The sequence below is a fragment of the Agromyces bauzanensis genome, assembly GCF_014645655.1.
In the GTDB taxonomy this organism is placed as follows: domain Bacteria; phylum Actinomycetota; class Actinomycetes; order Actinomycetales; family Microbacteriaceae; genus Agromyces; species Agromyces bauzanensis.
The window spans coordinates 1-11,814 of record NZ_BMMD01000036.1; the positions used below are offsets into that span (position 1 = coordinate 1).

13 protein-coding genes and 2 pseudogenes are annotated in these 11,814 nt (G+C 68.5%); 5 read left to right on the forward strand and 10 right to left on the reverse strand.

All coding sequences use genetic code 11. From position 1 onward, the window contains the following. Positions 1-313 precede the first annotated feature (313 nt). Positions 314-1,762: an MFS transporter gene (locus IEX31_RS17605; protein ID WP_188744702.1), complete on the forward strand. Its 1,449-nt coding sequence runs from the start codon at positions 314-316 to the stop codon at positions 1,760-1,762. A gap of 181 nt (positions 1,763-1,943) precedes the next feature. On the opposite strand, the gene IEX31_RS17610 is transcribed toward IEX31_RS17605, so the two are convergent. Next, entirely contained in the window at positions 1,944-3,422 is a 1,479-nt protein-coding gene (locus IEX31_RS17610) for an MFS transporter (protein ID WP_188744703.1), read from the reverse strand. A 73-nt stretch (positions 3,423-3,495) separates the two neighbouring features. Here IEX31_RS17610 and IEX31_RS17615 point away from each other — a divergent pair, with 73 nt between their 5' ends. Continuing rightward, positions 3,496-3,798: a hypothetical protein gene (locus IEX31_RS17615; RefSeq protein WP_188744704.1), complete on the forward strand. Its 303-nt coding sequence runs from the start codon at positions 3,496-3,498 to the stop codon at positions 3,796-3,798. 147 nt (positions 3,799-3,945) lie between these two features. Continuing rightward, positions 3,946-4,263, forward strand: a complete 318-nt coding sequence (locus IEX31_RS17620) for a histone-like nucleoid-structuring protein Lsr2 (protein WP_188744705.1) — start codon at positions 3,946-3,948, stop codon at positions 4,261-4,263. 81 nt (positions 4,264-4,344) lie between these two features. Here the strand turns inward: IEX31_RS17620 and IEX31_RS17625 are convergent, their stop codons facing one another. Continuing rightward, positions 4,345-4,800 (reverse strand): Lrp/AsnC family transcriptional regulator, encoded by a 456-nt coding sequence (locus tag IEX31_RS17625; RefSeq protein ID WP_188744706.1) that lies wholly within the window; start codon positions 4,798-4,800, stop codon positions 4,345-4,347. A gap of 69 nt (positions 4,801-4,869) precedes the next feature. Here IEX31_RS17625 and IEX31_RS17630 point away from each other — a divergent pair, with 69 nt between their 5' ends. Then, on the forward strand, positions 4,870-5,505 hold the full coding sequence (locus IEX31_RS17630; protein ID WP_188744707.1) for a LysE family transporter: 636 nt from the start codon (positions 4,870-4,872) through the stop codon (positions 5,503-5,505). Between the two features lie 79 nt (positions 5,506-5,584). On the opposite strand, the gene IEX31_RS19145 is transcribed toward IEX31_RS17630, so the two are convergent. Next, on the reverse strand, positions 5,585-6,139 hold the full coding sequence (locus IEX31_RS19145) for a DUF5615 family PIN-like protein (protein ID WP_229662475.1): 555 nt from the start codon (positions 6,137-6,139) through the stop codon (positions 5,585-5,587). Between the two features lie 277 nt (positions 6,140-6,416). Next, positions 6,417-6,980 (reverse strand): luciferase domain-containing protein, encoded by a 564-nt coding sequence (locus IEX31_RS17640; RefSeq protein ID WP_188744708.1) that lies wholly within the window; start codon positions 6,978-6,980, stop codon positions 6,417-6,419. Between the two features lie 54 nt (positions 6,981-7,034). Between IEX31_RS17640 and IEX31_RS17645 the strand changes: the two genes are divergently transcribed. After that, positions 7,035-7,412 carry a winged helix-turn-helix transcriptional regulator gene (locus IEX31_RS17645; protein WP_188744709.1) on the forward strand — a complete coding sequence of 126 codons (378 nt, stop codon included), beginning with the start codon at positions 7,035-7,037 and terminating at the stop codon, positions 7,410-7,412. 304 nt (positions 7,413-7,716) lie between these two features. On the opposite strand, the pseudogene IEX31_RS17650 reads toward IEX31_RS17645, so the two are convergent. The 6 genes and pseudogenes from IEX31_RS17650 to IEX31_RS17665 all read right to left on the reverse strand — a co-directional run. After that, positions 7,717-7,956, reverse strand: a pseudogene (locus tag IEX31_RS17650) (IS5/IS1182 family transposase); the annotation flags it as partial. A 178-nt stretch (positions 7,957-8,134) separates the two neighbouring features. Continuing rightward, positions 8,135-8,245: pseudogene (locus IEX31_RS19700) on the reverse strand (hypothetical protein); the annotation flags it as partial. 232 nt (positions 8,246-8,477) lie between these two features. Continuing rightward, positions 8,478-8,861 carry a tyrosine-type recombinase/integrase gene (locus IEX31_RS19355; protein ID WP_268237013.1) on the reverse strand — a complete coding sequence of 128 codons (384 nt, stop codon included), beginning with the start codon at positions 8,859-8,861 and terminating at the stop codon, positions 8,478-8,480. Continuing rightward, positions 8,755-9,474, reverse strand: coding sequence for a tyrosine-type recombinase/integrase (locus IEX31_RS17655; RefSeq protein WP_268237014.1), 720 nt, complete (start codon positions 9,472-9,474; stop codon positions 8,755-8,757). The genes IEX31_RS19355 and IEX31_RS17655 overlap by 107 nt, the downstream gene beginning before the upstream one ends. After that, on the reverse strand, positions 9,471-10,382 hold the full coding sequence (locus IEX31_RS17660) for a tyrosine-type recombinase/integrase (protein WP_188744710.1): 912 nt from the start codon (positions 10,380-10,382) through the stop codon (positions 9,471-9,473). Before IEX31_RS17660 ends, IEX31_RS17655 begins: the two co-directional genes overlap by 4 nt. Positions 10,383-10,399: 17 nt before the next feature. Then, entirely contained in the window at positions 10,400-11,632 is a 1,233-nt protein-coding gene (locus tag IEX31_RS17665) for a tyrosine-type recombinase/integrase (protein ID WP_188744711.1), read from the reverse strand. Positions 11,633-11,814 lie beyond the last annotated feature (182 nt).

The following is an 11,814-nucleotide window of genomic DNA, read 5'->3' on the forward strand; positions in this document are numbered from 1 at the left end:
GACGATCCGCACCGCACCCTGTCTGAAGTCTTCATCGAACTTCCGATACCTGCTCATCGCTCCTCCTACTTAAGCGATGTCTCCACGATACGAGGGGAAACCCACTGCGCATCACCGGGCCGCGCCCCGGACGCCGGCAATGCCCCCTCCCACGCCCGACACCCCGAGCGACCGCAGAACATCCCCGTGACCGGGACTTTCCCTGTGAGTGATACACCTCACGCGCCTCCTGTGGAGGACGAGTCGCGTGCCCCTTCCGCACCCGCTACTCGGTGCCCGCTAAGGTGTCTACACCCATACCGAAGGAGCCTCGATGACGCGCACGGCGAAACTCGGACCGGTCGCCGCGATCGTCGGCTTCCTCGCGTTCGTCGAGTTCACGAGCGGGATCATCCAGGGCTACTACACCCCCCTCCTCACCGACATCGCGCGCCACCTCGGCATCCACGACGCCGACGTGAACTGGCTCGAGGGCGCGCAGCTCATGCTCTCGGCCCTCGTGGTGCCGGCATTCGCGAAGCTCGGAGACATGGTCGGGCACAAGCGCATGCTCGTGTGGTCGACGGGCGTGACCGCGGTCGCCTCGATCGCCCTCGCCTTCACGGACCAGTTCTGGGTGTTCCTCGTCGCGTGGGCGTTGCAGGGCTTCTACGTCGTGTGGCTGCCGCTCGAGATCGCGCTCGTGTGGTCCCGCAGCCGTTCGGCAGAGCGGCCGGCCGCCATGACGCGCAAGGCCGCGGGCCTGCTCGTCGCCGCCCTCGAGCTCGGCGCCATCGCCGGCGCCCTGTCGGCGGGAGCGCTCGCCGAACTCCTGCCCATGACGGTGCTGCTGCTCGTTCCGGCGGTGGCCGTCGCGGCGTGCTTCTTCGTCGTGATGTTCGGCGTGCGGGAGTCGCCCGACCTCACCGGCGGCACGCTCGACACCACGGGGCTCGTGCTCATCTCGCTGGCTCTCGTCTCGCTCACGGGCGGCCTCAGCTTCATGCGCCTGAACGGCCCCGCCGACCTCCTCTCGTGGGCGCTCGTGGCGCTGGGCGCGCTCCTCGTGATCCCGTTCGCTCGTCATGAGTTGCGGCACCCCGACCCGCTCATCGACGTGCGCATGTTCCGTTCGCCCGCGCTCTGGCCGGTGTTCCTCACCGCGGGACTCTTCGGCGTGAGCGTGCTCGGCGCGCAGGCGCCGCTGTCGACCTTCGCGCGAACGGATGCCTCGGTGTACGGGTACGGGCTCGGCGCGTCGAGCTTCCAGACCTCCCTCCTCGTCGGCTCGTACGTGCTCTCACTCGTCGTCGGCGCGATGCTCTTCCCCCTCGTGACCCGCTGGGTGTCTCCCCGGATCACCCTCATCGGGGCGAGCTCCCTCGTCGCGATCGGCTACCTCCTCTTCCTGCCGTTGCACGAGGACTACGCGCAGGTGCTCACGAACATGATCATCGCCGGCATCGGCTCGGGCGCGCTCGTCGCCGCGCTGCCGGCCGCAGCGGCCGCGGCAGCACCGCCGCACCAGACGGGTGTCGCGACCGGGCTGACGAATTCGGTGAAGACCGTCGGCGGAGCGATCGCCTCGTGCGTGTTCGGCCTCGCGCTGCTCGGCGCGGCGGGCGAGGCGACGACGGGAACGGCCGGCTCCTTCGCCGGCTACGTCACGGTGTGGCTCGTCTGCGGCCTCACGGCGGCGCTCGCCGCGGTGCTCCTCGCGTTCGTCCCGCGACTCGCATTCTCGGACACGGCCACCGTCGAGGGCGCGGCCGTCGTACGCTGAGCCCGGGCGGGCTTGGGGGGATCAACGGGATGACGGATCACGGAATGACGGATGCCGCAGAGCTGGCCGCCGCGCTCGAGCGCATGGCGAACGCCGACGAGCGCCGGAAGTACGTACAGTACTTCCCGCCCGCATCCTCGCGATCCGGTGACCAGCGGCGCATCGGCAGCGGAGAGGCCGCTCAGCCGAGCGGATGCCGCTTGCGGCGGCGTGCCCCGAGGTCGGCCACGCCGACCGCGAACGCGATCGCGAGGAAGATCGCGACCGCGACCATGCCGAAGCCGTACGCGTCGTGGTACACGGTGAGGTCGGCCGACTCCGCCGAGCCGTTCTCGCGGTAGATCGTGGAGTAGAACAGCGACAGGCCCACCGCCGTGCCGACGGCCGTGCCGATCCGCTGGCTGAGCTGGTTCACCGAGCCCGCGAGTCCCCCCTGCCTGACCGGGATGTCGGCGAGGGTGAGCGTCTGGTTCGGGGCGATCACGAGCCCGCCACCCATGCCGCCGATCGTCATCGCCGCAGCCATGGCCCACGGCGTGATCCCCGGCGGCGTCGCGAGCGCGGCCAGCACGAGCAGTCCGACACAGGCGAGCACCGCGACGATCCCCCAGACCACGAGCGGGCGCCCCAGGCGGTTCACGAGGCGTCCGCCGAGCCACGACCCGACGGCGCTCATGAGCGCAAAGCCGATACCCACCATGCCGGCGTACACCGGCGCCAGCCCGAGCCCGTGCTGGAGGTAGAGGGTGGTGAGCAGGAACATCGCCGGGAGCGCTGCGAAGTACGAGCTGATGAGCAGCGTGCCGTTGCGATACGTGCCCACGCCGAAGAGCGCGAGCGGGACGAGCGGATGGCCCCCGGATGCCGCGTAGTGGCGCTCCCAGGCGACGAACGCCGTGACGGCGATGAGGAAGGCGACGAGGAGCCACCACCTCGCCGGGTTGTCGTCGGGCGAGCCCGTGGTGAACAGGAACGGCCACATGAGGGCGACCACGGTGGCGCCGAAGAGGAGGATCCCGACCGGGTCGAGCGCGAGCTTGCGTGCCGAGCGCCGTCGGGCGTCGGGCAGGAGCCAGATGGCCAGGCCGATCGCGGCGAGCGACAGCGGAACGTTCATCCAGAAGATGCCGCGCCACCCGTCGACCGGCCCCCCGATGGCGATGGCGAGGCCGCCCAGCGTGGGGCCGAAGGCCGTCGAGATGCCGATCGTCGCGCCGAACAGTCCGAACGCACGGCCGCGCTCGGGGCCCTGGAAGAGCTGTTGGATGAGGCCGATGACCTGCGGCATCTGGATGCCGGCCGCCACCCCCTGCAGCAGCCGCGCGACGAGCAGCACGCCCGAGTTCGGCGCCAGCGCGCACGCGAGGCTCGTCAGGGTGAAGAGCGTGAGCCCGATCACGAAGAGCGCGCGCCGTGACCACTGGTCGCCGATGCGGCCGGCCGGCACGAGCGTGAGCCCGAAGGCGAGCACGTAGCCGACGACGATGAGCTGCAGTTCCGTCGAGCTGGAGTCGAACGCGTCCTGGATCGACGGGAGCGCCACGTTGACCTTGGTGAGGTCGAGGATCGTGAGCGCGGCGACCGCGACGCACACCCAGAAGGCGCGCCAGCGCTTCGCGGGATCGAGGTGGATCTCCTCCGTGGGCGGGGGCTGCGACATCCCCTCCACCCTATGCCCGGTCGGACGGGCCACCCGGGCGGCTCCCGGAGGGCGCTCGCGCCGCATCCTGCGCATGCTCCTCGAGAGCGCGCGCGGTACGGTGCTGAACCTCAACGTCCCGAACCACGCGGGTGCCGGCGACCTGATGCCAGGGGCGGCGACGCTCGCCGCGTTCGGCATCGTGCACACCACCGCGGCCGAGCACGGCGAAGGCGAGGTGCGGCTCACGGTCGCCGACCTCGAGGGAGAACTCGATCCGCGGAGCGACGCGGCCATCCTCGCGACAGGACACCCGACGCTCACCGCGATCACGGCCGTGGGCGAGGCGCCGATCCCCGAGGGGGATCCCGACCGCCGGCAGGTGACCCCGGCGTGACGTGCGGTGTGGAAGCGAAATCGACGGAGCACCTCGGCGCCACCGGATCGCCCACCGGGAACTCGATCGTCGAGCGTCCGGTCGATCCGTCGGCTCGACCGTTATGCTTCAGCCAAGACCGGACTCAACGACGAGAGGAACGCGGCATTGGCCACGAAGACCGTTGTCACTCTGGTGGACGACATAGACGGCACCGACGCAGACGAGACCGTCGCGTTCACGATCGACGGCACGAGCTACGAGATCGACCTCTCCGCGGACAACGCGGCCGCGTTCCGCGCGGCGCTGCAGCCGTACGTCGACGCGGCACGCAGGGCGCCCGGGCGAGGTGGTCGCCGCGGCGCCGTGACGACCGCCCCCTCGAAGGAGATCCGCGCCTGGGCCGAGGCGAACGGCATCAACGTGCCGGCGCGCGGGCGGATCCCGGCGACGGTGCAGGAGCGGTATCGCACCGCCAACGCGTAGCGCGACTCCGCACTGCCGGACTCCGCACCGCCCACGACCCACGCCGACCCGGCCGGCCGGCCGCGAAATGAAGCCGGCGGCTCAGCCGGCTCGGCGGGATGCCGCGGGAACACTGGTCGGCCGCAGGGCGACCCGCGTCTGCGTCTGCGCCGCGCCGCAGTCTCTCTTGAGTCGCCGCAGCAACGCGTCCAGGTCGCCCGTGTCGGGGGCGTAGGCGCGGAGCAGGTAGTCGAACGGCCCGGTCAGGTGGATCGCCTCGACGATCTGATCCATGGGCTCGATGGCGGCCGTGAAGTCGTCATAGTCGGTCTCGCTGTCGAGGCGAACGTCGATGAACACCTCGAGTCCGCCCCGCGGTCCGAGGGCCGCGCCGCCCGTGAGTACCGTGTAGCCGAGAATGATGCCGTCCTCCTCCATGCGCCGCACCCGCGCTGCGGTCGCGTTCGTGCTGAGGCCGACCCGACGCCCGAGGTCGCTGAACGATCGGCGAGCATCCTCCCGCAGCAGACCGAGAATCTGCTCGTCGATTGCGTCCATGCTGCCCATTCTAGAAGTTGAACAACACGGATCGCGGTGTGCCACGGGCGCGTCCGCGAGACTCGACGTGTGCTCGTTGAGATCCTCCTGTCCGCCGGAGCCGGGGTCGTCGCCGGTCTCGGTGTCGCCATGCCCCTGGGTGCGATCGGCGCGCTCCTCCTGCGCGAGGGACTCGTCAACGGCTTCCGCGTCGCGGCGTCGGCGGCCACCGGGGTGGCGATCGTCGACACGGCGTACTGCGCCGTCGCGGCCCTCGTCGGCGCGACCTTCGCGCCGCTCGTCGAATCTCATCGCGGTGCGTTCCTCATCGTCTCCGGCCTGGTGATCCTCGCGATCGGCGTGCGGCTGCTCGTGATGGCCGTGCGGCGACGGACGGCGCAGGCAGCGGCTGCTGAGCCGACGGATCCGTTCGCGGCGTTCCTGAGATTCGTCGGCCTCACGGCGATCAATCCGTTGACGCTCTTGTACTTCGTCGCCCTCGCCGGAGCGATCACGACCCACAGCACCTGGCCTATCGGACCGGTCGTCTTCGTGGTCGCGGTCGGGGCGTCCTCGCTCGCGTGGCAGTTCGTGCTCGCGACCGTCGGCTCGCTGTTCGGTCGGTCGCTGAGCGCCCGGGCCACCGAGATCATCGGCATCGTCGCGTCGATCCTCATCGTCGCGCTGGGCGGCATGGTCGCCGTCAGCGGCGTCACTCTGGGTTGAGTGGACTCGCGTCGCCACGGTCTTCAGTGGCACGTCCGAAGCAGGTACATCTCGGAGTCGCCGACTGCAAGCCGGCCCGCTACCGCAGCGGCAGCCGCCGAACCCGAACATGCTCCCGCACGATCGCGACCACCGAACCCTCCACCAGCTCCGCTTCGATCGCCGGAAGGTTGGCGATCAGGATCGCGGCCTGCTCGGCCGGCGACAGATGATCGGCCGAGCGAAGGAGCACAAGCGACGGGGCCACTCCACCGCTCGACGCGAGGAGTGTGGCGAAGTCGGTGTCGGCAGAGATCACAACCGCAGCCGACTCGACCGCGAACGCCGAGATGTCGACATCGGAGGCCGTGACGAGACCGACCTCGCGCACGTGGACGACCTCGAACCAGCCTCGCTGAGCGCTGCGGCGACGGCCGGCGACAGACTTCGCGTACGTCACCGCCGATCTGCTGCAACGCTCCGACCACCGCAGCGTCCGGGCACTGGAAAACGACATGCGCTCATGGGCCAATGGATGGAACCAGAACCCGAAGCCCTTCGTCTGGACCATGCCCGCCGAGCAGATCCCCAACTCCCTCAGACGACTACTCCAACGAACTACCGGCGCAGGACAACAGCCGGCTGCCCAGTTCAAGCATCGAGTTGCACGAGTCGAGGCGGCCGGTGATCGAGCTCGCGACGTAGTCGTCCATTCGGCCTGTGTGAGGGCCTATGCCGCTCCGAGCGCGCCGCCGAACGCCGACTATCGGAGTGTTCGGACTCGACGAAGTCGTCTTCATCGAGAAGCCGGCAGGGCCCGACCCGCTCGGGACGCGCCGCGAACACGGGAGCGCAAGGCCAGGGCATGTACCAACGAGACCACTGCGCCCTCGTTGATGCCAGGAAGCCGCAGGGCACGGCTGTGGCGATGCTCAGGAGAGCGTGCCGAATGCGCTCCGGTGGAAGGCGCTCAACTCTTGGCCGTCTGCGGCGTGCTGTTCACCACCGGCCGCGACGTAGGCGGTCTCGACGATCGCTTTGGCGATGTCGAGTTCTTTCTCGTCGCGGGGGCCGTAGAGCATGATCACGACGGGTGGGGCCCAGCCCTGGGTCACGACGTAGTGGTACTCCGCCCATCCCAGCTCGATCAGCTTCTCGGCCACTGGGGTGGGCACATTGAGGTGGAGGCTGCCGTCATGGGCGGGGTGGATGTGTCCCCACTCCCCGTTGAACAGGTCGGGAAGGTCCGGGGTGCGCGTGGGTTGGTCGAGGAAGAAGGCGATCGCGCCGGGAACCGACACCTTGCTACGGCCTGAGCGTACGCCGGGCAGCGACAGGGCGTGCTCGCGCAACCGGTCCTGCAGATCGGTCGGGGCGTTCTGATCGAGCTGCGTGTGCGGCGCGGACGACGTGGTGCGGGGGCGATCCCCCGCCCGGGGTGGAAGATCGTGAAGGCGCATGGTGGATCTCTCGGCTGGTGATGACTGGATGCTCATATCACCATGATAGGAGTGACGAGATAGTAGATACCAAGCGGATACTATTGGGCCATGACTGACTCACTGGAGGTGAACTCGACGACTGGCCCGTGTCCGATCTCGCCGATGGTGTCGGTGATCTTCGGAAGGTGGGCCACCGAGGTGCTGTGGGCGTTGTTGCACGCCGGGGCGATGCGGTTCACCGAGCTGCGTCGCCGTGTCCCGGACGTCACGCCGAAGGTGCTCACCCAGCGGCTGCGTCAGTTGGAGCGAGACGGTCTCATCACCCGCACTTACCACCGGGAGGTGCCTCCCCGGGTCGTGTACGAGGCGACTGCTCTGGCTCGGACGCTGATCCCCCATTTCGCTGGCTTGGAGCGGTGGACGCGTGAGCACGCCCGAGACATCGACGTAGCCCGGCGTGCGTATGCCGGGCCGCTAGCGTCGTGAGTGTTAGGCGCATGCGTGCAGTGCGTGGGTCAGCGTCACCTACGACGGCGCGCACACGCCCCTGGTCGACATCGAAACCTGGCTGCGCGTGCGGTAACAAGCTCATCATCGAGCGGCCCCGCGACAAGGCAGCCGCTACGTGTACTTCACCCTGCTCAGGCCGCCGCCGCAAGAACGGCTGCACCTGCAGCACGCTCCTCGCCGCTGGGATCGAGGACCGCATCGAAGCCGCCTACGGCGGTGAGGCCGTTCCGTTGCCCACGGGGCGAGACGATTTTCTCGACTTGGAGATTGCGCGGATAGGTCAGGGTTGTCGGGTTGGGCGCCCGTCCCAGCGGTAGCGTGTCCAGGCTTCGGCGATGAGCCTGCGAGTGATGATGATCGCGTTGGCGAGGGCGATGAACGCGTCGATCACGCGGACGCGGCGTTCGGTGCAGATGTGGAGTCTGCGGAAGCCGCGGTTGTGCCAGGAGTTCGTGCGCTCGACGACCCAGCGGGCACCGGTCTGGAGCGGGGTGCCCTTCGTGCTGATGACGTAGTCGCAGATCCTGCCAAACCGGGCCCACAGGCTTGCCGGTCAGCGCGCTGGCTGCGGCACGATCCTTATACGCGAGCGCGCGAGCTTCGAGATCGGTCTGCGGGATCGGGGCACCATCCGAAGGGCGATGCTCGGCCGCCGCCCACGCCTGCCCGGGCGCCATCTCCCCAAGTAGTGCCTGATGATGACGGCGATGGTTGTAGTACTCCCGATACTCCACCAGCAGCTCACGCACCCGTGCGAGTGTCTCTGGTGTGTGCGCGTCGAGGAAACGCTGCAACGTCGGTTGTGAGCGCTCGTTCTTCCCCTATGTCCGTAGGCCTACCCAACTGCCCCGAGACTCCCAAACAGCCATGGCCGGCGAGGAACCGCTCCAGGGCTGCGACCGCATCCTGACGAGACAGGTTGAACACGCCACCGTTATCGCTGTTGTGCCGACGTCGGCACAATGTCGATTATGCCGACCTGGGGATTATGCCGATGTCGGTGTGAGATCGCTGTGGCCGTGGGGGCGGGGGTCGGCATAATCAGAGGGCTTCGAGGAACGCCAGTAGCGGGTCGGGCGGCTGGTAGCGGCCCGGGGTCGTGCCCGGCGGGGCGACGCGTGCGATGGCTTGCTCTTTCTGGGTCATGTCGGCGTGGAGGTAGATGTTCGCGGTGGTCGCGGGTTGTTCGTGGCCGAGCCAGAGCGCGATCACGGTGACGTCGACGCCGGCTTCCAGCAGCCGCATCGCGGCGGAGTGACGCAGCGTGTGCATCGTGATGTGCTTGGTCTTCATCGACGGGCAGACCTGGGCGGCGAGATCACGGTAGCGGCTGATGCGGTGCTCGATCGCGTCGCGGCTGAGGTGCCGGCCGGTGCGGGTGGGAAAGAGCGGCTCGGTGGCGGTCCCACCCGCCGCGTTCGGCAAGCCATGTCGCCAGCGTGTCCGCGGTGAGTGCCGTCATCGGGGTGATGCGTTGCTTGCGGCCCTTCCCCACGCACCGGACGTGCGCTGCGGCGCCGAGGGTGACGTCGGTGATGGTCAGCGAGATCAGCTCCGAGATCCGCAGCCCGGTCTGCGCGGTCAGCAGCAGCATGGCGTGGTCACGCCGCCCGGTCCAGGTGCTCCGGTCGCAAGCTCCCAGTAGAGCGTCGATCTCGGCGGGAGTGAGGTAGCTGACCAGGTTCCGTTGCCGTCGTTTCGTCGGAATCGTGAGGACTCGCTGGATCGTGGCGGCGTGCTCGGGGTGACCGGTCGCGGCGTAGGAGAACAGGGAATGGATCGCGGCGAGTCGATGGTTGCGGGTGCGGACCTGGTTGTGCCGGTCGTGCTCGAGGTGTTCCAGAAACGCGGCCACCAGCGGCGCGTCGATATCGTCGATCCCCAACGCTGAGGGCCGTTTCCCGGTGCGTGCGGCGGCGAAGGTCAGCAGCAGCCGGAACGTGTCCCGATACGCGCGGATGGTGTTGCCCGACGCGCCTCGCTGGCTGATGAGCCGGTCGGTGAAGAACGCCTGCAGCAGCGGCGCGAACGAGGTCATGACACCACTCCGGGCGCGATCTTGGCGTGGACTTCCAGCCGGTCGGCGGCGTGACGCATCAGCTCGGGAACGGCCTGGAGATACCAGTAGGTGCTGGCCGGGCTGACATGCCCCAGATATGTCGACAGCACCGGCAGGCGCCCGCCGATGTCGATCCCGTCGCGTTGCCAGCCGATCAGCGTGTTCACCGTAAACGCGTGGCGCAGATCATGAACACGGGGCTGGTTTCCCGCGGCGGTGACGATCCCGGTCCAGCCCAGCAGGACCCGGAATCCAGCGTGCACGTGGTTGTAACCCAGCGCGGCGCCGCTGCCGGAAACGAAGAAGGCTCCGTCTCGCGCTGACGCATGATGCCGGTCACGATCTCTGGCGTAGTCGCCGAGCATGTCGGTCACGGTCGGGTGCAGTGGCACCAGCCGGTCCCGGTCGAACTTCGCGTGCCGGATGGTGAGCACCCCGCCGACCAGATCGACGTCGTCATCGGTGAGCCTGAGCGCTTCGCCGATCCGCATCCCGGTGGAGATCAGCAGCCCGAACAACGCATGGATGGTCGCCGCTCGCAGCGCCGGCTCCAGACGACGTGTCGCGGCCAGCAGCGCGGTCAGCTGCTCATCGGTGTAAATGTGCGGCACGAAGCGTTCCGGCTTGCCGAACACCCCGGCCGGGGGAATCTCGGTGGCTGGATCGATCGAATGCAGGTAGCGGGCGAATCCTCGCACCGCCCCCAGCCGTTGCGACAGTCTCGTCGTCGACGCGTTCACGGTCAGCCGTGTCCACTCCAGCGCTGCTTCGACGGTGACCGTCTCCCCGCCTCGCACCTCCATCCACGCGACGAACTGCGGCAGCACCCGTCCCGGGTCGGCCAGGGTGAACCCCAATGCTCGACGCAACCGCAGATACTCGGTCACGTGACCTCCCAGCGCACTCACCGGACACCCCCGTCGTGGAGGGGGCGGGCGATGGCGCGGAGCTGTTCGATATCGACGCGGGCGTAGATGCTCGTGCTCGACGCGTCAGAATGCCGAAGCACCTGCCCGATCGGGCCCAACCCGATCCCAGCTGCCACCATGTCGGTGGCGACCGTGTGCCGCAGCCGGTGCGGTCCGAACGATCCCAGGCCGGCGCGGATACCCGCTCGACGCACGATCAGCGCGACCGCTTCCCGCGACAACCCCCGTTGTGGAGCGAGAGACCGCAAGAACACGTCGCGGTACGGCCCGTCGTTGGGTCGGCCATGGCGCAGATACCCGGCGATGGCTTGCCCGACATCGGCTGGCAGCGGCAGGCGATCCTCGCGATGGCCCTTGCCGTGGATCGCGATCTGACCGGCGCGCCAGTCGATGTCCTCCAACTGCAACGCGGCGACTTCCCGAGACCGGAGCCCCAACCGCAGCAGCAGCACGATCACCGCATAATCACGGCGGCCGCGTGCCGTCCGCCGGTCACACGTTGACAACAGTGCCCGCGCCTGCTTCGAGGTGAGCCCCCGCGGCAACACCGACCGTCGCCGACCGGTCACCGGCAGCGCCGCTCCCGACATGTCCGTGCCGATCAGACCCGTCAGATGGCAGTACCTCAGGAACGACCGCAACGCGACCACGAAGAACTGCGCCGACCCCGCCGACCCCGTCCCAGCCTCGCGCAGCACCGCGGCAGTGATCGCCGCAGTATCCAAACCGTGCAAGACGGCACCGTGCCCGTATCCGTCGAGGAACCGTCGCGCGCGTAGCACGTAAGCGGTCGTGGTGGATGCGACCAGTCCCCGCTCATGCCGAAGAAACCGGTCATACCCGGCCAGGAGCTCGTCCGCCGCCGACACTGGTGCGGGATCCGGTCCGGTCACAGGCGCCCCGGCCGAGCACAGCACCTCCAGCAGCGACCGTATGCTCCCGCGGGAGCAGAACGCAGAATACCCGTCAGCTTGCCGCTGCGTCAGATACTCATCGACTCGATCCGAGGTGAGATCTGCCACTCCGAACCCCCGGACGGCCAGCCACTGGCTCAGATGCGCCATCACCTGAAAGTGGTTCACCCGCGTCAACGGGGTGTAACCGCGCTCGGCCAGGATCGACGCCAACGCCGGCTGGTGCGACGCCAGCGGGCCTCCCACCCGCACCCTGACGACCTTGCTCTTCGGTTTGACCACAATGCCCTCCATCTCCGAATACAGATGGAGGAAGCATCACGAATACAGATGGAGGAAGCATCACGAATACAGATGGAGGAAGCATCACCGGCCTGTTTAGCCGGGGTTTCGGGTAGCGCGTGTGTGTCGATCTGGTGTGTTATCTCGTGACATCGTGGACACTGGATCTCGTCACTTCGTAGACGCTGGATCTC